Source organism: Shinella sp. NM-101 (genome assembly GCF_021401195.1).
Classification (GTDB): Bacteria; Pseudomonadota; Alphaproteobacteria; order Rhizobiales; family Rhizobiaceae; genus Shinella.
The window spans coordinates 16,888-35,624 of sequence record NZ_JACBFT010000022.1; the positions used below are offsets into that span (position 1 = coordinate 16,888).

Annotated in this window: 18 protein-coding genes; 9 read left to right on the forward strand and 9 right to left on the reverse strand. The window is 67.6% G+C overall.

Features of this window, described 5'->3' with window-relative positions; all coding sequences use genetic code 11:
* Window positions 1-423 precede the first annotated feature (423 nt).
* The 3 genes from L0976_RS25620 to L0976_RS25630 all read left to right on the forward strand — a co-directional run bounded on the left by L0976_RS25620 (window position 424) and on the right by L0976_RS25630 (window position 6,358).
* On the forward strand, window positions 424-4,197 hold the full coding sequence (locus L0976_RS25620; RefSeq protein WP_234189763.1) for a peptidoglycan-binding protein: 3,774 nt from the start codon (window positions 424-426) through the stop codon (window positions 4,195-4,197).
* A gap of 443 nt (window positions 4,198-4,640) precedes the next feature.
* Window positions 4,641-5,567 (forward strand): sulfite exporter TauE/SafE family protein, encoded by a 927-nt coding sequence (locus tag L0976_RS25625; RefSeq protein WP_234189764.1) that lies wholly within the window; start codon window positions 4,641-4,643, stop codon window positions 5,565-5,567.
* Complete coding sequence (locus L0976_RS25630; protein ID WP_203317429.1) at window positions 5,564-6,358, forward strand: TIGR02186 family protein; 795 nt, start codon at window positions 5,564-5,566, stop codon at window positions 6,356-6,358. Before L0976_RS25625 ends, L0976_RS25630 begins: the two co-directional genes overlap by 4 nt.
* A 4-nt stretch (window positions 6,359-6,362) precedes the next feature.
* Here the strand turns inward: L0976_RS25630 and L0976_RS25635 are convergent, their stop codons facing one another.
* From L0976_RS25635 to L0976_RS25645, 3 genes are all read right to left on the reverse strand, one after another.
* Window positions 6,363-6,803 (reverse strand): universal stress protein, encoded by a 441-nt coding sequence (locus tag L0976_RS25635; RefSeq protein ID WP_203317430.1) that lies wholly within the window; start codon window positions 6,801-6,803, stop codon window positions 6,363-6,365.
* 77 nt (window positions 6,804-6,880) lie between these two features.
* On the reverse strand, window positions 6,881-7,384 hold the full coding sequence (locus tag L0976_RS25640) for a helix-turn-helix domain-containing protein (RefSeq protein ID WP_234189765.1): 504 nt from the start codon (window positions 7,382-7,384) through the stop codon (window positions 6,881-6,883).
* Window positions 7,385-7,410: 26 nt separating this feature from the next.
* Entirely contained in the window at window positions 7,411-7,587 is a 177-nt protein-coding gene (locus tag L0976_RS25645) for a hypothetical protein (protein ID WP_234189766.1), read from the reverse strand.
* Here L0976_RS25645 and L0976_RS25650 point away from each other — a divergent pair.
* A complete protein-coding gene (locus L0976_RS25650; protein ID WP_234189767.1) occupies window positions 7,580-8,806 on the forward strand; it encodes a PQQ-dependent sugar dehydrogenase in 1,227 nt (408 codons plus the stop codon). The two genes, L0976_RS25645 and L0976_RS25650, sit on opposite strands and share 8 nt — an antisense overlap.
* Before the next feature lie 189 nt (window positions 8,807-8,995).
* Here the strand turns inward: L0976_RS25650 and pdeM are convergent, their stop codons facing one another.
* The 3 genes from pdeM to L0976_RS25665 form a co-directional block, all read right to left on the reverse strand.
* On the reverse strand, window positions 8,996-9,721 hold the full coding sequence (gene pdeM, locus L0976_RS25655) for a ligase-associated DNA damage response endonuclease PdeM (RefSeq protein ID WP_203317434.1): 726 nt from the start codon (window positions 9,719-9,721) through the stop codon (window positions 8,996-8,998).
* Window positions 9,722-9,737: 16 nt separating this feature from the next.
* On the reverse strand, window positions 9,738-12,263 hold the full coding sequence (locus L0976_RS25660; protein WP_234189768.1) for a ligase-associated DNA damage response DEXH box helicase: 2,526 nt from the start codon (window positions 12,261-12,263) through the stop codon (window positions 9,738-9,740).
* A 91-nt stretch (window positions 12,264-12,354) separates the two neighbouring features.
* The gene (locus L0976_RS25665) at window positions 12,355-13,296 is read right to left on the reverse strand and encodes a methyltransferase domain-containing protein (protein ID WP_234189769.1); all 942 of its coding nucleotides are present in this window, start codon (window positions 13,294-13,296) and stop codon (window positions 12,355-12,357) included.
* A 143-nt stretch (window positions 13,297-13,439) separates the two neighbouring features.
* Here L0976_RS25665 and L0976_RS25670 point away from each other — a divergent pair, with 143 nt between their 5' ends.
* The 3 genes from L0976_RS25670 to L0976_RS25680 all read left to right on the forward strand — a co-directional run bounded on the left by L0976_RS25670 (window position 13,440) and on the right by L0976_RS25680 (window position 15,675).
* Entirely contained in the window at window positions 13,440-13,706 is a 267-nt protein-coding gene (locus L0976_RS25670; protein ID WP_234189770.1) for a DUF6460 domain-containing protein, read from the forward strand.
* Between the two features lie 2 nt (window positions 13,707-13,708).
* The gene (locus tag L0976_RS25675) at window positions 13,709-14,191 is read left to right on the forward strand and encodes a CAP domain-containing protein (RefSeq protein WP_234189771.1); all 483 of its coding nucleotides are present in this window, start codon (window positions 13,709-13,711) and stop codon (window positions 14,189-14,191) included.
* A 122-nt stretch (window positions 14,192-14,313) separates the two neighbouring features.
* The gene (locus L0976_RS25680) at window positions 14,314-15,675 is read left to right on the forward strand and encodes an MATE family efflux transporter (protein WP_234189772.1); all 1,362 of its coding nucleotides are present in this window, start codon (window positions 14,314-14,316) and stop codon (window positions 15,673-15,675) included.
* 30 nt (window positions 15,676-15,705) lie between these two features.
* On the opposite strand, the gene L0976_RS25685 is transcribed toward L0976_RS25680, so the two are convergent.
* The 3 genes from L0976_RS25685 to L0976_RS25695 form a co-directional block, all read right to left on the reverse strand.
* Window positions 15,706-15,909 carry a DUF2934 domain-containing protein gene (locus L0976_RS25685; protein WP_234189773.1) on the reverse strand — a complete coding sequence of 68 codons (204 nt, stop codon included), beginning with the start codon at window positions 15,907-15,909 and terminating at the stop codon, window positions 15,706-15,708.
* A 138-nt stretch (window positions 15,910-16,047) separates the two neighbouring features.
* Window positions 16,048-17,133, reverse strand: coding sequence for a quinone-dependent dihydroorotate dehydrogenase (locus L0976_RS25690; protein WP_234189774.1), 1,086 nt, complete (start codon window positions 17,131-17,133; stop codon window positions 16,048-16,050).
* Window positions 17,133-17,480 carry a DUF952 domain-containing protein gene (locus L0976_RS25695; protein ID WP_234189775.1) on the reverse strand — a complete coding sequence of 116 codons (348 nt, stop codon included), beginning with the start codon at window positions 17,478-17,480 and terminating at the stop codon, window positions 17,133-17,135. Before L0976_RS25695 ends, L0976_RS25690 begins: the two co-directional genes overlap by 1 nt.
* Before the next feature lie 108 nt (window positions 17,481-17,588).
* Here L0976_RS25695 and L0976_RS25700 point away from each other — a divergent pair, with 108 nt between their 5' ends.
* Window positions 17,589-18,017, forward strand: coding sequence for a hypothetical protein (locus tag L0976_RS25700; protein WP_203317443.1), 429 nt, complete (start codon window positions 17,589-17,591; stop codon window positions 18,015-18,017).
* Window positions 18,018-18,083: 66 nt separating this feature from the next.
* Window positions 18,084-18,737 (forward strand): response regulator transcription factor, encoded by a 654-nt coding sequence (locus L0976_RS25705; RefSeq protein ID WP_203317444.1) that lies wholly within the window; start codon window positions 18,084-18,086, stop codon window positions 18,735-18,737.

Consider the following 18,737-nt stretch of genomic DNA (forward strand, 5'->3'; position numbering starts at 1 on the left):
GCTCATGCGCGGGGCAGACGCAGGCCCCACCCTCCCTCTCCCCGCAGGCGGCAAGAAGGCGGAACCGTCTCGTTCATATGCAACCCCGCAGGCAGTCTATCCTGTGCCGCAACCGCTCATCTTTCGCCTCCGGCCGCAGTCTATGAGCAAAACGTTAAAAAATTTCCGGGCGAGTTAACCCCTTGTTTACCACGTTTCATGAATTGTGGCGCTTGAGGGTGTGGGATCGGGAATCATTTCGGCTTCCCTTTGCAGGGCCCGGGCGCACGGTCCGGGCGGGCAGGGACGATACTGTTTCCCAGCGCATGCGGTGATTGACGGCGGCGGGGAACCGCACGCCGGTATGGAAGAGGGGCGCAGCCGCGGCAGCGCCGTCAAGGGTATCTCCCGGCAGGCCGCACGGCCGCCAAAGCGAGGCGAAAGATGAACGGATCGCGAAACCCGCAACGTCATGGCGAACGGTCTTCGCTCGACGCGCTCAATCGCACCATCGAGGGGCTCGAGGCCCGCATCGAGGGCCTGATGGCAAACGGCCGCGGCGTGCGCGGCCATGCCGAGGAGCGGCCTGCGCCGCGCGGCGAGCCGGCGCGCTACGAGCACGTCCGCTCCGCCCCGCTGCGCGAGGATCCCGTCTCGGAGATCATGCAGCGCCAGCGCGCCATCGACGGCAGCCGCGAGCGCGTCGCCCAGCGCCTGGAGCGTCGCCCGCTTTCCGCTGATCATCATGCCGCCGCCCAGCAGGCCCACAGCGTCTATGGCGGCCACCAGGCCGCGGCGCCCGCAAGCCCCGACAATTCCGTCGAGGACATCGCCAAGGCGCTCGTCTCGCTCCGCCAGGACCTGAAGAAGGACATCGCCGACGGCCTCGAACGCGAGATGCAGTCGCTGCGCTCGGAAATCCGTGGCATCCGCCAGATGGCCGAAGGCCGTGGCAATGCCGACGACCTGCGCGACGAGCTGCACCGGCTCTCCACCGGCATCAACCAGCTCGGCCGCCAGTCCGGGCACACGGATGGCCTGCGCGTCGAGTTCGACGAGCTGCGCTCCGTGCTCGACGGCCTTGCCCGCGAGGATTCCGTTCGCCGCATGGAGGATCGCTGGAACGGCGTCGAGCAGAAGCTCTCGGCCTTCGACCAGACGCGCGATGACGAGCTGGTGGCGCTCGCCTACCGGCTCGACGAGCTGAAGAACCAGATCAACGCGATGAGCGCGACGCCCGCGATCCGGGCGCTGGAAAGCAAGATCGAGACGATCGCCCAGTCCGTCGACATGCTTGGCCGCCATGCCGAGCCCGACAGCGGCCGCTTCGTTTCCGCCGTCGCCCCGCAGTTCGAGGGCCTGGATGCGCGCCTCGACGAGATCAGCCGCGCCATCGCCGCCGCCGGCCGCATGCAGCAGGCTTCCTCCGTCGACCATGGCATGATGCAGCGCCTGGAGAGCCGCATCGCCGATCTCGCCGGCCAGCTCGACCTGATGGCCCGACGCCCAGCGCCGGCCGACCAGGGCCTGTCCTCGCGCATCGAGGCGCTGGCGGGCCGCATCGAGGAAATGTCGAACGAGCGGGCGGCCCTGCGCCTGGAAGAGCGTCTTGAGCAGCTTTCGCTGATGCTGGAGCAGAGCCAGCAGGCCGCACCCGCGCTTGCCGCGGGGGATGACCTTGCCCACTACCTTTCCGACATCTCCCGCAAGATCGACGCGCTCGACCAGGGCAGCCTCAACAACGAGCTCACCCACCGGCTGGATGCGCTCGCCCGCCGCATCGACGATCTCGATGCGCCCGTCGGCAGCCCGTTCCAGGACGATCGCTTCTCGCATATCGAGGGCCGCCTTTCGGCCATCGCCGACCGGCTCGACGCCACGAGCGCCGCTCCCGCCGGCGAGCACGAGGCGCTGCGCGGCCTCGAGGCGCAGATCGCCCATCTCTCCACGCTGATCAGCGCGCCGTCCTCGTCTGCCGCCGCGCTGCCCGCGGATGTCGAGAACCGGCTCGCGACCATCGAGGACTACATGGCGACCAACGACGAATATATCGTCGAGGCCGCCCGCCAGGCGGCGGAAGCCGTGATGGAAGCCTATCGCCATGCCGGCCCGACCGCAGCCGCCAATACGGACATGGACGCCATCGCCGGCCTTGCCGGGGACCTGCGCGCACTGGAGGAACTCACCCGCTCCAGCGAGGATCGCACGGCGCGCACCTTCGACGCGCTGCACGACACGCTGGTGCAGATCGCCAGCCGTCTCGAACATCTCGACAGCCCGCGCGAGACCTTCGGTCGCCGGGAAGCGGAAATGCCCCGGGCGGAAATGCCGGCGATGGATTTCGGCCGCCGCAGCGAACCGGCCGCCGGCTTGGGCGGCAACGACTACCCTTTTGACGATGACGGCTTCGGCGCTTCGGACCTGAAGACGGAAGCCGTCGCGCCCCAGGAGGAAAGCCGCTTCGCCGAGATCGAGGTGGAGCATATTCCCGCGCCCGAGCACGCCGAAATGCTGGATGCCGCATCCGAAGGCATTGCTGCCGTTGCCGGCGACGTCGGCGCCCGGCCGAAGGGCGGCCTGCTCGCCGGCCTGAAGCGCCGCTTCGCCCATGGCCGCAAGGAAGCCGCTCCCCCGGCCGAGCGCCGCCAGATCGACCCGACGCCGTCCATCGACCCCACCGACGAACTGGAGCCGGAAGAGGCCAACCAGCTTCTGGAGCCGGGCTCCGGCGTGCCCGACGTCCGCCGCATCCTGGAGCGCGTGCGCGCCGGCCAGGCATCGGGCAACCGGGCAGGCAACGGCAACGAGGGCGAGAAGGCCGATTTCATCGCCGCCGCCCGCCGCGCCGCCCGGCTTGCCGCCGAGGAAGCCGAAACGATCTCCCGCGTCGCGCCGGCCAGGAAGCCGGAAAAGGCGGCCAAGGGCGACAAGCCCGCCTCCGCCCTCGCGCGTCACCGTCGACCGATCCTTCTGGCCGTCGGCGCCGTGCTGCTCGCCATCATGTCCTATCCGCTCGTCAACACGCTGATCCGCGGCGACGACGCGCCGGTGGTCGTCGAGCAGACCGCCGCGAACGAAGAGGCACGGCCTGCCGCGACGACGGACGGCGCGGGCGAAACCGTTGTCGCCGACACCACGGCAGCACCCGCCGTCGAGGAACAGGCGGTTGCCGATCCGGCGCCGGCCGAAAGCGGCCCCGAACTCCAGACCACCGCCAAGGGCGCGAACGCCCTGACGGCGCCGGCGACGGTGGACGACAACGCCACCGCGGGCTTCGAGCCGATAACGGTGCCGGAAGCCGGCAAAGATATGGCGCCTGCCGTGACGGACGCCGCAACGCAGACGGCGGCGATCCTCGTGCCTGACGCCATCACCCCGGCCTCGCTGTCCAAGGCCGCGACGGAAGGCGATCCGCTGGCCCTGTTCGAGGTCGCCGCCCGCTATACGGACGGCCGCGGCGTTGCCACCGATCTCAAGGAAGCCGCCCGCTGGTACGAGCTTTCCGCCGCCCGCGGCTTCGCGCCGGCCGAATACCGCCTCGCCAACCTCTACGAGAAGGGCCAGGGCGTCGAGCGCGACCTGAACCGGGCGCGCAAGCTCTACGAGGACGCGGCCGGCAAGGGCAATGCGAGCGCCATGCACAACCTCGCCGTCCTGCTGGCGACCGGTATCGGCGATGCCGCGCCGGACTTCGACGGCGCCGCCAAATGGTTCCAGAAGGCCTCCGAGCTCGGCGTGCGCGACAGCCAGTTCAACCTCGCCATCCTCTATGCGCGCGGCAACGGCGTGAAGCAGGACCTGGAAGAATCCTACAAGTGGTTCGCCATCGCCGCCCGCGACGGCGACCGCGACGCGGCGGAAAAGCGTGACGAGGTGGCCAACGCCATGCAGCCGGAGCAACTGGCCGGCGCCAAGGCCAAGGTCGATCTCTGGAAGCCGCAGGCGCTGGACGAGAAGGCGAATTCGGCGGACCTGCCCGACGAATGGGTCGGCAAGCCCACCAAGACCGCCAGCGTCGACATGAAGAAGGCCATCCGCAACATCCAGGCCATCCTCAACAACAACGGCTTCAATGCCGGCACGCCGGACGGCGAGATGGGCAAGAAGACCGTCGCCGCCATCAGGGCCTTCCAGAAGTCCGTCGGCCAGAAGGAGACCGGCGAGATCGACGACGCGCTCGTCACCGAGCTTCTGAAGCGCAACAAGCAACCGGGCTGACCGGCAGGCCGGAGGGGTCGACAGGGCACCTCGGGTCGACTTGTCCATAGCCCCGGGCATGACGCTCATCCGGGCGCTCGTCGTTCACGTTGTGCGACGGGCGCCGGGGCATTTTGATCTGCTGCATGATTTCATCCTTAAATCGGCCCCGATTTGCGGATTATGCAATAGAAAATTCATGTCCCTCCAAGATGATAACGCCTTTGACAAACGTCATCATCCATGAGGGCGCAAGGGCGCGCCGCGATGGCCGCGCTCCATGACCGATCCTTGCAGGATGCAGGGCGCGACCGGCCGAGAAAGGGGCATCCCTTTTCGCGGCGGGGCGCTTCCCTGCATTCGCCGACGCCGACGAGGGAGCCGCGGCGGGGCGAAGGGGACAAAGCGGCTGCCGGACATGTAGCCTCCGCGTGAGCGGAAGAATTGCCGATCGGGGTATCGTTGTGACTGTCTATCTGCCCATCGCAGAGCTCTCGGTGAATATCTTCATCATTCTCGGCATGGGCGCGGCCGTCGGCTTCCTTTCCGGCATGTTCGGCGTCGGTGGCGGCTTCCTCATCACGCCGCTCCTCATCTTCTACAACATCCCCCCGGTCGTCGCGGTGGCGACGGGCGCCAACCAGGTCGTCGCCTCGTCGATCTCGGGCGCGCTGTCGCATTTCCGGCGCGGCACGCTGGACGTCAAGCTCGGCACGGTGCTGCTCGTCGGCGGCCTTGCCGGCGCCACGGTCGGCATCTGGATCTTCGCGATGCTGCGCAGCGTCGGCCAGCTCGATCTCGTCATCTCGCTGCTCTATGTCGTGCTGCTCGGCACCGTCGGCACGCTGATGCTGCTCGAAAGCATCCGCGCCCTGCGCCGCTCGGCCAACAACCAGCCCGTCTCGATGCGCCGGCCCGGCCAGCATAGCTGGGTGCACCGCCTGCCGCTGAAGATGCGCTTCAAGAAGTCGAAGATCTATCTGTCGGTCATCCCGGTGATCGGGCTCGGCTTCGGCATCGGCATCCTCACCTCGGTCATGGGCGTCGGCGGCGGCTTCATCATGGTGCCGGCGATGATCTATCTGCTGCGCATCCCGACCAATGTCGTCGTCGGGACCTCGCTGTTCCAGATCATCTTCGTCACCGCCTATACGACCGTCGTGCAGGCGACGACCAACTATTCCGTCGACATCGTGCTCGCCTTCATCCTGATGGTGGCCGGCGTCATCGGCGCGCAATACGGCGTGCGCGTCGGCCAGAAGCTGCGCGGCGAACAGCTGCGCGCGCTGCTCGCGCTGCTCGTCCTTGCCGTCGGCGCCCGCCTTGCGGTCGACCTCGTCGTCACGCCGGCCGACATCTATTCCATCGTCAGCGAGGGGGTCTATCGATGAGAACCCTCGCGACGCTCCTCTTCGTCCTTGGCCTTGCCCTTCCCGCCGGCGCGCAGGTGCTGGAGGACAAGCCGGTGGAATTTCCCGAGAAGCTGGAGATCGGCATCTCGACGGACGAGATCGCCATATCCTCGGATTTCCGCGGCGCGGACCTGACGATCTTCGGCGCCATCGAGGGCTACGATCCAGCCCTGCTGGCCCAGAGCAAGTACGACATCGTCGTGGCGCTGGAAGGGCCGAAGGACAACAACACGGTGCGCATCAAGGAGCGCGTCTTCGGCATCTGGGTCAACCGCCGCTCGATGACCTTCGAGCTCGTGCCGGAATCCTATTCGCTGTCGAGCACGCGCGACGTCGAGACCATCGCCGAGCCCGCCATGCTCAACGGCGTCGGCGTCGGCATCCAGCATATCCGCCTCTCGCCCATCGGCTATGTCGGTGACGGCAGCAACCTTGCCGAGTTCCGCGAGGCCTTCCGCCGGCTCAAGGAGAGCGGCGGTTTCTACCAGCGCGATCCGGGCGGCGTGCAGTTCATCAGCGCGAGCCTCTTCAAGGCGACGGTGAAGCTTCCCGCCAACGTGCCGAACGGCACCCATGTCGTGCGCGCCCACCTTTTCCGCGACGGCGTGTTCATCGCGGAAAAGGCCCTGCCGCTGCGCGTGATGAAGACCGGCATCGAGCAGATGATCTCCAACGCCGCCTATAACAACTCGCTCGCCTACGGCGCCTTCTCCGTGTTTCTGGCGGTGCTGACGGGCTGGCTGGCGAACGTGGTGTTCCGCAAGGAATAGCCGTTCAGGAGCGGTAGACCAGCACCGGCACCTTCGCGTGGCTGAGCACCTTCGTCGTGACGCTGCCCATCAGGAAGGCGCTGACGCCGCGCCGGCCGTGCGAGGCCATGGCGATGAGGTCGCAGCCGTGCTTTTCCGCCGTGTCGATGATCGCCTGCCACGCATCGCCCGCAGCCACCTGGACGGTCTCGACCGGAATGCCGGCCGCCGCCGCCTTCGCCTCGACCGCGCCGAGGATGCGGACGCCGTCCTCCCTGAGCTGTTTTTCGTATTCCGCGCGCAGGTTGACCGTGGCGCCGGGCGTCACGGGCAGGAAATGCAGGGGCTCTGCCACCGTGAGCGCCGTCACCTTTGCGCCGAGCGTCCTTGCGAGCTCCAGCGTTTGATCGACGGCGGCGGCGGACAGTTCGGAACCGTCCGTCGGAACGAGGATATGCCTGTACATGGTTGCAGCCTCCTTTTTGCCCACACTAGGCCCGGCACCGGGCGCTGCCATGATGGAAATCAACTGCGGGGCTTTCGTCAAGCGCCGGTTGCGGCCCTGCGGGCGACGACCGCCTCGTAGGCGGCCCTGAGCTCGCCGAAGACGGAGCGTGCCGGCGGCGGGCCGCCGAGGTGGATGGCGCGCAGTTCCTCCATGAAGGCCTCCCACATCGCCGGCCCGCCGTCTTCGAGCAGTTCGGCACGGATCGACAGGTCCTCCGTCACCGGCAGGAAGCGCCGGCCCCAGGCGCCCATCACCGCAAAGACGGGCACGAGCGCGATGCCCATCTCGGTGAGGCTGTAGATGGCCTTCTGCCGGTGGCTCGGGTCGTCCGCCCTGGTGATCAGCCCTTCGGCGAGCAGCCGGCGCAGCCGGTCCGCCAGGATGTTCGAGGCGATGCCTTCCTCCGATCCGGTCAAGAGCTCGCGGAAGTGCCGGCGATTGCCGAACATCATGTCGCGCAGCACGATCAGGCTCCAGCGGTCCCCGAGGATCTCGAGGGTCAGGTTGATCGGGCAGCCTGAGCGGCGGGTATCCTTCATTCAAGGTCTCCAGAACTGCTTGCACGTTACAAGCGGTTCGGCCATCCATCAACGGGCGCAGCCCGCAACCGGCCCGGCATGGCCTCGAGCGCGATAAACATTTCTTGAACAGGCGTGTTGAAACAAATCATGATGCCGTCTCCTTGGGCGGGCAGGATGCGATCCGCATCTTTCGCGACAGGACAAGGAACCATCATGCGCACGACCAGAGCTCTTCTTGCCGGCACCATGCTTGCCGCCTCGCTGTTATCAGTCCCGGCCTTCGCCCAGACCGCCAGGACCGCCGAAACCCGGGAAGCGAACGCGCCGGACCAGAAGCCGGCCTTCGAGAACCAGACCCGCGCCGCGCTTCCTGATGCCGTGCCCGAGATCGGAGTCGATGTCGTGGCGGAGGGCCTGCCGCATCTGTGGGCCATGGAATTCCTGCCGGACGGCCGGATGCTGGTGACGACCAAGGACGGAGCCATGCATGTCGTCTCGCAGGAGAACGGCGAGGCGAGCCCGCCGATCGACGGCGTTCCCGCCGTGATGTCGCAAGGGCAGGGCGGCCTGCTCGACGTGGCGCTCGCCCCCGATTTCGAAAGCTCCGGCCGCATCTACTTCTCCTTCTCCGAACCGCGCGAGGGCGGCAACGGCACGTCCGTGGCATCCGCGCGGCTGACCGAGGAGGAGGGCAGGCTCGCCTTGCAGGACGTGAAGGTGATCTTCCGGCAGATGCCGACCTATGATGGCGACAAGCACTTCGGCTCGCGCCTCGTCTTCGGGCCGGAAGGGCAGCTTTACGTGACCGTCGGCGAGCGTTCCGACCGCGAGACCCGCGTCGGGGCGCAGGACCTCGGCAGCGGCTTCGGCAAGGTCTTCCGCATCGATGCGGAGGGCAAGGCCTTTGACGGCAACCCCTTCGCGGGCACGGAGGGCGCGCTGCCGGAAATCTGGAGCTACGGCCACCGCAACCTGCAGGCCGCCACGCTGGACGGACAGGGGCGGCTTTGGACCGTGGAGCACGGGCCGAAAGGCGGCGACGAGCTGAACCGGCCGGAAGCCGGCAAGAACTACGGCTGGCCGAAGGTGACCTACGGCGTCGAATATAGCGGCGGCCCGGTCGGCGAGGGCATCACCGCGCTCGAAGGTACCGAGCAGCCGGTCTATTACTGGGATCCGGTGATCGGCCCCTCGGGCATGGCCTATTACCAGGGCGACGTCATTCCGGAATGGAAGGGCGCGTTCCTCATCGGCGGCCTCGTCAGCCAGGGGCTCGTCGTGCTGCATATGGACGGCGACAGGGTTGCGCACGAAGAGCGCGTGCCGCTCGACGCCCGCATCCGCGACGTCAAGGTCGCGCCCGACGGGACGGTGTTTGCGGTGACGGAGCAGCAGGGCGGCGGGGAATCGACGATCCTGCGGCTGGTGAAGCGGGACTGAGGCGACGGCGGCGGCCCCGCATCCGGCCTGCCGGCCACCGTCTCCCCGCAAGCGGGGAGAAGGAGAGATGCGGCACGCGTATCCCGCTATCCGCAACCTCCTTCGCCGACCCGCTGGTTTTGAGGAAGCGAAGCATCCCCTTCGCTCCGCTTGCGGGGAGACGGTGGCCGGCAGGCGGATGGATGCGGTTCAGCCGCGCAGATTGGCAAACCGCACCGAATAGATGCGGTCGCGGCCGAGCATGTGGGCGACGAGGCTTTGGCGGTCGAAGAGGCCTGTCATCGCCCTGTGCCGCAGGTCGAGCCCGCCGGTCATGATGCCGAAGGCGGGCATCAAAAGGCGCCTGCCGTCCGTCGCGAAGCACGGGCGGCGCACCGCCTTCTCGCGGCGGATGACGGTGGCGGCCGGATGCAGGTGCCCGGCGATCTCGCCGGCCGGCGCCAGAAGCGACGGTTCGTGGCGGAAGGCAAGGCCGGCATAATGCAGCTCATCGGCCGACTGGCCGGGCAGGTCCACCGTGCCGTCCGGATCGTGGTTGCCGTTGATCCAGATCCATTCGCGCCCGCGCGCCAACTCCGCGATCTTCGCGCGGAAGATGTCCGGCAGATGGGCCGAGCCGACGCGGTCGTGGAAATTGTCGCCGAGGCTGACGACGATGGCGGGGTCGTGCCTGACGATGACGGCCTCCAGCACCTTGAGCGTCGCGAGCGTATCGTAGGGCGGCAGCATCATGCCGCGGCGGGCGAAGGCCGCACCCTTTTCCAGATGCAGGTCGGAGACGACGAGGAGGCGCGTTTCCGGCAGGTAAAGCGCGCCGAGCGGATCGCACACGGCCTCGACGCCGGCGACGACGGTGCGCGCGGAAACCGCGCCGAAATCCTGTATTTCCACCGATGCCAGTGCCAGTCTCTGCATGCGCGTCGTTCAGTCCTTAAATGCCCGCGTCGCCCATCGCCTCGGCGATCAGATCCTCGGCGGCCTCCGCCAGAAGCGAATCCTGCGCCTCGCCCGCCACCGTCTCCCTGCCGATCTCCAGCATGATCGGCACGGCGAGCGGCGAGATGCGGTCGAGCCGCCGGTGGGCGATGTGGCCCTTGATTCGCGCCAGCATATCGCCCAATCGCTGAATATCCAAAAGCCCCGCCGCCGCATCGGCGCGCGTGGCCTCCAGCAGGATATGATCCGGCTCGTGGCTCCTGAGCACGTCATAGATGAGGTCGGCGGAAACGGTGACCTGCCGCCCGGTCTTTTCCTTGCCCGGATGGCGCTGCTCGATCAGCCCCGCGATCACGGCGCAATTGCGGAAGGTGCGCTTCAGCATGAAGCTCTCGTCGAGCCAGGCTTCCAGATCGTCGCCCAGCATGTCCTCGTCGAAGAGGTTTTGGAGCGACGGCCGCTCGACGGCGAAGGCATGGCCGAGGTCGTCCAGCGCCCAGATCGCCAGCGAATAGTCGGTGGCGACGAAGCCGAGCGGCCGGCGGCCGGCGCGCTCCAGCCGGCGCGTCAGCAGCATGCCGAGCGTCTGGTGCGCCAGCCGTCCCTCGAAGGGATAGGCGACCATGTAATGCCGGCTGCCGCGCGGAAAGGTCTCGATAAGGAGTTCGTCGCGCTTCGGCAGGGCGGAGACGTCGCGTTGCAGCGCGAGCCAGTCGCGCACCTGCTCGGGCAGTTCGCCCCAGCGCTGCGGATCGTCCAGCATGCTGCGCACCTGGTCGGCGAGATAGGTGGAGAGCGGGAACTTGCCGCCCGCATAGGCCGGCACCTTCGGATCGAGCGAGAAGGCCTGCGAGACGAGACATTCGTTCTCGCGGATGCCCTCGAAGCGCAGCACCTTGCCGGAGAAGAGGAAGGTATCGCCGGGCGAGAGCATTTCGAGAAAATATTCCTCAACCTTGCCGAGCGAGGCACCGCCGCGACCGACCGCCCCCTTCGCGCCGCGTTTGACCATGCGCACGTTCAGCATCGGCATCTCGACGATGGTGCCGAGATTGAGGCGGTATTGCTGGGCGACCCCCGGATTGGAGACGCGCCAGAGGCCGTCGACGGTCTTGCGGATGCGGGCATAGCGCTCGTAGGTCTTCAGCGCATAGCCGCCGGTCGCGACGAACTGCACGATCCGCCCGAATTTTTCGCGCGCAAGGCCGGTATAGGGCGAGGCGGTGGTGACTTCGGAAAACAGCGCGTCCTCGTTGAAGGGCGCGGCGCAGGCCATGCCGAGGACGTGCTGGGCGAGCACGTCGAGCGTGCCCTCGCCGACGGGGGGCGTATCCTGCGCGCCGAGATAGTTGGCGTCGAGCGCCGCCTGGCACTCCATCACCTCGAAGCGGTTGGCCGGCACGAGGATGGCCCGGCTCGGCTCGTCCATGCGGTGGTTGGCACGGCCGATGCGCTGGGCGAGCCGCGAGGCGCCCTTCGGCGCGCCGACATGGATGACGAGATCGACATCGCCCCAGTCGATGCCGAGGTCGAGCGTCGAGGTAGCGACGACGGCGCGGAGGCGGTTCTCCGCCATGGCCTGCTCCACCTTGCGCCGCTGGCCGACATCGAGCGAGCCGTGGTGCAGGGCAATCGGCAGCGTGTCCTCGTTGATGTTCCACAATTCCTGGAAGAGGATTTCCGCCTGGCTGCGCGTGTTGACGAAGAGCAGCGACGTCCTGTGCGCCTTGATCGCCGCATAGACCTCGGGCATCGCATATTTCGCCTGATGGCCCGACCAGGGCACCCGCTCCTCGCTTTTCAGGATGGTGATGATCGGCTTCGCCCCGCCCGGCGCGGTGACGAGCCCGGCATGGCTTTCCGCATCGGGCGACTGCGCGACCAGCCAGCGGCGAAGGTCCATCGGCTCGGCGACGGTGGCCGAAAGGCCGATGGTCCTGAGCCCCGGGGCAAGCCGGCGCAGGCGCGCGAGGCCGAGTGACAGCAGATGCCCGCGCTTGGAGGTGACGAGCGAATGCAGCTCGTCGAAGATTACGTATTTCAGGTCCTTGAAGAAGCGCGGGGCCTCGCCGTTGGCGATGAGGAGGGCGACCTGCTCCGGCGTCGTCAGCAGGATGTCCGGCGGGTTGAGGCGCTGGCGCTGGCGCTTTGCCTGCGGCGTGTCGCCGGTGCGCGTCTCGATGGTGATGGGCAGGCCCATTTCGCAGATGGGCTTCATCAGGTTGCGCTCGATATCGACGGCGAGCGCCTTCAGCGGCGAGATATAGAGCGTGTGGATGCCGGTGAAGGCGGAGCCGGGCGGGATTTTGCCGCGCTGCGCAAGGTCCGTCAGCGCCGGCAGGAAGCCGGCCAGCGTCTTGCCCGCGCCGGTGGGCGCGATCAGCAGCAGGCTTTCCCTCGCCGTGGCGCGCGCCAGGAGCTCCATCTGGTGGGCACGCGGCTGCCACCCCTTGGCCGCGAACCAGTCGGCGAAGGATTTGGGAAGAAGGGAGAGGCCGGCGGCGGAATCGATGATGCTCACGCGCCTAAGCTAGTGACGGCGGGACGAATGTGAAGCGGCTCCGCGAAATATCCCGGTTTCGATACCCCGGCCGGCGCCATGGATGCGGGTCCTATCCGAGCCGCCGTGCGAGGAAGACGAGGCCGTGCACGGGCTGGCCGGCATCGCGCCGGATCACGCTTTTCTCCACGGCGAGGAGCTCGAAGCCGCTCTCGGCAAGCTTCCGGCGGATGAAGGCTTCGGGATGGGCATAGCGCAGCGACGGGCGCAGCAGCGGCGCATCGCCTTCGCCGCCGTCCTCGACGGAAAAGGCGAAGAGCCCGCCCGGCCTTGCAAGGCGCGCAGCGCTCGGGAAGACCTCGGCGAGGTCGCCGAGATACATCAGCACGTCCGCGGCGCTGACGAGGTCGGCGCGTGATTGCGGCGCGGTGGCAAAGAGGCCGCTCGCTTCCGCCGGCAGCGACAGGTCCGCCTGGGCGAGGTGGTCGTAGACGGCCTTTTCCTGCGCCTTGGCGAGCATTCCGGCGGAAAGGTCGAAGCCTTCCAGCCGGCCGGCATTGGCGCGGAACGCGACGCCGAAGAGGCCGGTGCCGCAGCCGATATCGCAAACGAGGCCGAAGGATGTGTCCTCGCCCGCATGCCGGCGCACCAGCCGGGCGAGCGTCTGGGGAACCGTGTAGTCCAGCTTTTCGACGAGCGCGGTGTCGAAGCGGTCGGCATAGTCGTCGAACAGGCGCTCCACATAGGGCGTCGGGGGCGCGGCGGGAACATCGGCGGCGCCGAGCACGGCGAGTTTCAGGCTCGCGCCGAAGATGTCGGAAGGGTCGAGCGCGACGACCTTTTCGAGCGCGGCCGCCGCCGCCTCCTTCCGGCCCGATTTCTCGGCATATTCGGCGAGCCGGAACCAGCCGGCGGCCCAGGAGGGCACCTGTTCGAGCGCCTGTTCCATGAGTTCCGCAGCCTCCGCGAACTCGCCCGATTCCGCGAACATGCGGGCATAGTCGGCGCGGCGATCGGCGATGAGATCGCCGGAGGAGAAATGCGGGCTCGTCATGGGCTCTCGGAAACGGCAAGACTGGCGGAGCTACATGGCAGGGTCGCGGCAAAAGGCAAGCGAATTCTCGTGAGGCCCGCTTGCTTGCGGCAGGGCCGGGGACGGCTTATCTGGAACGGGCACGAATTTTTGGAGAATCACCGATGTCGAATGGCGTGAACGGCTTCCTCGGCGACACACCGGTCCGCGTGATCGTCAAGCTCCTGATCCTTTCGGTGGCCGTCGGCTTCCTGATGTCGATCTTCGGGCTCTATCCGCACGACATCCTCATGGCCGCGCGCGATTTCGTCATCGACCTCTGGAACACCGGCTTCAAGACGCTGGGGCGCATCGGCGACTACCTGCTGCTCGGCGCCGCCATCGTCATTCCGGTCTTCATCGTCATCCGTCTCCTGAGCTACCGTCGCTGACCATGTTTTCCCGCAGAACCTTCCTCGCCGCCTCCGGGGCGGCCGTCGCCGCCCTTGCCGCGGGCTGCACCACCCGCCCGCCGGCGCCTTCCGCCGGCACCGGCAGCGACCAGACCGCCGCCTCGCTCGCCTTCGTCAACAAGCTGCGCGCCGCGCGTGGCCTGCCGGCGCTTGCCGTCGACGGCGCGGCGCAGCGCGCGGCGATGGACCAGGCAGGCCGCATGGCCGCCGCGGGCCGGATGGAGCACAATATCGGCTTCGGCGCGAATTTCGGCAAACGCATGAAGGGCATGGACGTCGCCCTGCCGGCCGCCGAGAACATCGCCGCCGGGCAGGCGAGCGCGGCGGACGCCTTCGAGGCCTGGTATCGCTCGCCCAAGCACCTCGCCAACATGCTGGGCAACTATCGCGGCCTCGGCGTCGCGGTCGTCTCCAATCCGGCCTCCGGCAACCGGCGTTACTGGGCAATGGTGCTTTCGGGCTGAGCGGAAGAATGCGCCTCACCCACAAGCGGGGGGAGGGAGCACGTCATGCGTAGGTTTGCGGGTTAAGGAAAACGGTGCCGGCAGGCGGATGAGGGGCTGCAAGGGCAGCGGGGGACGGGAACATGAGCGCAGCGACGATAGAGGAAAACGACGGGGCCGGCCCCTTCGAGGTGACGCACCGGCTGGTGCTGTCCATCGCCATTCCCATGACGCTCGGCTTCCTGACGACGCCGCTGCTCGGCCTCACCGACACGGCGGTCGCCGGGCGGCTCGGCTCGGCCGATGCGCTCGCCGGCATGGCGGTCGGGGCGGTGCTCTTCGATCTCCTGCTCGGCAGCTTCAACTTCCTGCGCGCCTCCACCACCGGGCTCGTCGCGCAGGCCTTCGGGCGCGGCGATAGTCGCGAGGAGCAGGCGGTCTACTGGCGCTCGCTGACCATCGCGCTGTGTTGCGGCCTCGCGATCGCGCTGCTCTCCCCGCTTCTGCTCTCCGCCGGGCTCTTCCTTATGGCGCCCCCACCCGCCGTGGCCGAAGTGACCTCGACCTATTTCACCATCCGCGTGCTCGCCGCGCCCATGGCGCTTGCCAACTATGCGCTGCTCGGCTTCGTGCTCGGACGCGGGCAGGGCATGACGGGGCTGATGCTGCAGGCGATCATCAACGGCATCAACATCGTGCTGTCGATCACCCTCGGCCTCGGTCTCGGCTGGGGCATCGCCGGCATCGCCTGGGGCACCTTCACGGGCGAGACGGTCGGCATGCTCGCCGGCCTCCTCATCGTCGTCACGCGCTTCGACCGCGCGCACCGGCCGGCACGGGCGGAGATCTTCGCTCGCTCGCGGATGAAGGCGCTGTTCTCGCTCAACCGCGACATCATGATCCGCACCTTCGTGCTGATCGGCGCCTTCGCCGTCATGACGCGCATCGGCTCGTCGATGGGACCGCTGGCGCTGGCGGCCAATGCCGTGCTGATGAACATCTTCCTCGTCGCCGGCTATTATCTCGACGGCCTTGCCAATGCCGCCGAACAGCTCGTCGGCCGGGCCTTCGGCGCGAACTTCCGCCCCGCCTTCGACCGCGCCGTCAAGCTCACGCTGCTCTGGTCCTTCGGCCTCGGCGTCGTGACGACCATGCTCTTCCTCGTCTTCGGCGCGGATGTGATCGGCCTCCTGACGACCACGGAGAGCGTGCGGGCGGAGGCGGTGAAATACCTGCCCTGGGCGGCGCTGACGGCGCTGACCGGCGCGCTGGCCTTTCAGATGGACGGGGTGTTCATCGGCGCGACATGGTCGTCGGCCATGCGAAACATGATGCTGCTGGCCTTTGCCGGCTATATCGCGGCGCTCGCGCTCTTCGTGCCGCTTCTCGGCAATCACGGGCTCTGGCTCGCGCTCAATCTGTTCCTGGCGTTTCGGGGCATCTTCCTGGCGCTGCGGCTGCCGGCGCTGGCGGGGCGGCAGTTTTCAGCGGCGGGCCGGAGCTGATCCCCGGCCCTTTTCCTGCTTGTCCGGCGCTCAGGCCGGCTGGATGCGGCCGACGATGCCGAGCCCGAGCAGATCGAGCGGATTGGTTTCCCCCCGCCCCGCTCTTTCGCCGTCTTCTGCGCGAATGTCGGCCCTCGCGCGCAGCCAGTGCGAATATTCACGGCCTTCCGGACGGCCTTCTTCTTCCCAGATTTCGTGGGCCCTTTTCCGGATACGTTCGTCGTGATCGTCCATATTTCGTCCCTTCCTGGCCTTTTTGGCCGTTTGGGCGGGATCGGCGCAGGCTACCGTCGATGTGAACCGGCTTCTGCCGTACACTCCACCCGCATGGACGAAACCCGTAGCGGGGGACTTTGGTTCCCTTGTGACGATTCAGAGGGTGCGGTCGGCCCAATGGGCCGTGCGGGTGCCGCAAAGCGCGGAAATCGAGGCGATCTGCTCGCGATCACAAATGCGCGAGAGGCCGTTCACGATTTCGCCCGGCAGCGTCGGGCCGGCATAGACCATGCAGGAATAGAGCTGCACGAGGTTCGCCCCCGCGCGGATCTTCTCCGCCGCCGTCTCCGCCGAGGAGACGCCGCCGACGCCGATGATCGGCAGGTTCCCGCCAACGCGTCGGCGCATCTTGGCGAGCACGACGGTCGACTTCTCGAAGAGCGGCTTGCCCGAGAGCCCGCCTGCCTCGCCCGCATGGCGCGTGTCGCGAAGGCCCGCGCGCGACAGCGTGGTGTTGGAGACGATGAGGCCGTCGAGCGGATGGGCGAGCGCCACCTCGGCGATGTCGTCGAGGCCTTCCTCGGTCAGGTCGGGCGCGATCTTCAGGAAGACGGGCACCCGCCGGCCGCTGCGCGCCTGTTCCTCGGCGCGGGCGGCGAGCACGGCGGAAAGCAGCGCGTGCAGGCTTTCCCTGGCCTGGAGATCGCGCAGGCCCGGCGTGTTGGGCGAGGAGATGTTGGCGGTGAAGTAGCGGGCGACATCGTAGAAGGTGCGGATGCCCTGCACATAGTCGCCGATACGGTCCTCGCTGTCCTTGTTGGCGCCGATATTGACGCCGATCAGCGCATCGCGCCGGCAGCCCTTCAGGCGCGCGAGGGCGGCGGCGTGGCCTTCGTTGTTGAAGCCGAGCCGGTTGATGACGGCATCGTCCGCCGTGAGGCGGAAGATGCGAGGCTTCGGATTGCCTTCCTGCGGGCGCGGCGTCACCGTGCCGATTTCGGCAAAGCCGAAGCCGAGGCGCAGGAGCGCTTCCGGCACTTCGGCATTCTTGTCGTAACCGGCGGCGATGCCGAGCGGATTGGGGAAGGCGATGCCCGCGACCGTCTGGGCAAGTCGCGGATCGGCCTTTGCGGGGCAGGCGGGCACGATGCCGGCTTTCAGCGCGGCGATCGACAGGCCGTGGGCGGTTTCCGGATCGAAAAGGAAGAGGCCCTTGCGGCCGAGAGTGGACAGGAACGACATCAGGGGAGCATCTCCGGGAACTGGTGGGCGCCGTCGGGGCCGAGCGGCAGCGGCCTTTCCCACAGGACGGCGGAGAGCGGCAGGTCGGCGTAAAGGTGCGGGAAGAGATCGCCGCCGCGCGAGGGCTCGAAGACGAGCTTTTCGCCGAGCGCCTCGCCGTTGACGGCAACGAGGAGGAGGTCGCCCTGGCCGGCGAAATGGCGGGCGGCGGTTTCCCGCGTCTGCGGAGCGGTGGAGAAGTGGATGTAGCCGTCGGAAAGGTCGATGGCGGCGCCCTTGAAAATCCCCGCGTCCTTCGCATCTTGCCACAGACTTGCCGGAACGATCTTGTAGATTGTCTTCGCCATCTCGTCCGTTTCTCCATAGGCTGCCGCGTTCAACGGTAGCGCTTGCCGCAAAGAACGGCGAATGTCCACCGGCGACAGGCCCGCAAACCGGCTCTTGGAGGATTTTGCATGCGAATTCACGCTCTGCCCATCACCTTCCTCGCCCTGTTGCTGACCGGCTCGGCCCATGCCGAGGGCGAAGGCCGCTACCGCATGGAGAAGACCGAGACCGGCTTCGTCAGGCTCGACACGGTGTCCGGCGACATTTCGCTGTGCCGCGAGCAGGACGGCCAGATCGTCTGCCGCATGGCCGCGGACGAGCGCGCGGCCTTCGAGAAGGAGCTGGACCTCCTGGCAAAACGCATCGAAGCCCTCGAAAAGGGCGGTACAACCGGCCAGACGGCTGCAAAACCTTCTCTACCGACGGATGAAGAGATTGACCGGACCATGAGCATCATGGAAAAGATGATGAAAAGGTTCATGGGCATCGTGAAAAACCTGGAGGACGGCGCGGAGGAACCCGCCCCCGGTAAGGACGCGGCGCCGCAGAAGACCTGACGGGCCGCTGCTGCCGGAAATGCCGTGCCGCGCCCGTCGCAAGGTCATACTCTTGGGAGGGAGCGCATGGCATCGGCACTCACGATCATCATCGCGGACGACCATCCGCTGTTCCGGGGCGCCCTGAAACAGGCCCTGACCGGAATGGCGGGGGATCCCGACATCGTCGAGGCCGGCGATTTCGAGGCGGCGCGCAAGGCCGCCTCCGACCATCCGAACGCCGACCTCCTGCTGCTCGACCTCGCCATGCCGGGCGTCAGCGGCCTTTCCGGCCTGATCTCGCTCCGGGCGGAATTCCAGAGCCTTCCCGTCGTCATCGTTTCCGCCAGCGACGATCCGGCCACCATCCGCCGCGCGCTCGATCTCGGCGCCTCGGGCTTCATCTCCAAGTCTGCCTCCATCGAGGACATCCGCGAAGGCATCGGCTCGGTGCTCGACGGCAACATCTATACGCCCGGCGGCTATGTGCGCGGGGCGGAACAGGACAGCGAGGTGGCCGACCTCATCGCGCGGCTGCGCACGCTCACCCCGCAGCAGTCGCGGGTGCTCGCCATGCTGGCCGAAGGCCTGCTCAACAAGCAGATCGCCTACGAGCTCGGCGTCTCCGAGGCGACCATCAAGGCGCATGTCTCCGCGATCCTCCTGAAGCTCAATGTCGACAGCCGCACCCAGGCGGTCATCCAGCTCGGCAAGATCGGCGCGGCGCAGGCGGCGGCCTGA

What these genes read in the sequence shown, in the direction of transcription:
- L0976_RS25670 (WP_234189770.1), top strand. Translation starts at nt 13,440, where the DNA reads ATGTCGAATGGCGTGAACGGCTTCCTCGGCGACACACCGGTCCGCGTG.
- L0976_RS25680 (WP_234189772.1), top strand. Translation starts at nt 14,314, where the DNA reads ATGAGCGCAGCGACGATAGAGGAAAACGACGGGGCCGGCCCCTTCGAG.
- pdeM (WP_203317434.1), bottom strand. Translation starts at nt 9,721, where the DNA reads ATGCAGAGACTGGCACTGGCATCGGTGGAAATACAGGATTTCGGCGCG.
- L0976_RS25620 (WP_234189763.1), top strand. Translation starts at nt 424, where the DNA reads ATGAACGGATCGCGAAACCCGCAACGTCATGGCGAACGGTCTTCGCTC.
- L0976_RS25705 (WP_203317444.1), top strand. Translation starts at nt 18,084, where the DNA reads ATGGCATCGGCACTCACGATCATCATCGCGGACGACCATCCGCTGTTC.
- L0976_RS25690 (WP_234189774.1), bottom strand. Translation starts at nt 17,133, where the DNA reads ATGTCGTTCCTGTCCACTCTCGGCCGCAAGGGCCTCTTCCTTTTCGAT.
- L0976_RS25675 (WP_234189771.1), top strand. Translation starts at nt 13,709, where the DNA reads ATGTTTTCCCGCAGAACCTTCCTCGCCGCCTCCGGGGCGGCCGTCGCC.
- L0976_RS25700 (WP_203317443.1), top strand. Translation starts at nt 17,589, where the DNA reads ATGCGAATTCACGCTCTGCCCATCACCTTCCTCGCCCTGTTGCTGACC.
- L0976_RS25685 (WP_234189773.1), bottom strand. Translation starts at nt 15,909, where the DNA reads ATGGACGATCACGACGAACGTATCCGGAAAAGGGCCCACGAAATCTGG.
- L0976_RS25635 (WP_203317430.1), bottom strand. Translation starts at nt 6,803, where the DNA reads ATGTACAGGCATATCCTCGTTCCGACGGACGGTTCCGAACTGTCCGCC.
- L0976_RS25695 (WP_234189775.1), bottom strand. Translation starts at nt 17,480, where the DNA reads ATGGCGAAGACAATCTACAAGATCGTTCCGGCAAGTCTGTGGCAAGAT.
- L0976_RS25630 (WP_203317429.1), top strand. Translation starts at nt 5,564, where the DNA reads ATGAGAACCCTCGCGACGCTCCTCTTCGTCCTTGGCCTTGCCCTTCCC.
- L0976_RS25640 (WP_234189765.1), bottom strand. Translation starts at nt 7,384, where the DNA reads ATGAAGGATACCCGCCGCTCAGGCTGCCCGATCAACCTGACCCTCGAG.
- L0976_RS25665 (WP_234189769.1), bottom strand. Translation starts at nt 13,296, where the DNA reads ATGACGAGCCCGCATTTCTCCTCCGGCGATCTCATCGCCGATCGCCGC.
- L0976_RS25650 (WP_234189767.1), top strand. Translation starts at nt 7,580, where the DNA reads ATGCGCACGACCAGAGCTCTTCTTGCCGGCACCATGCTTGCCGCCTCG.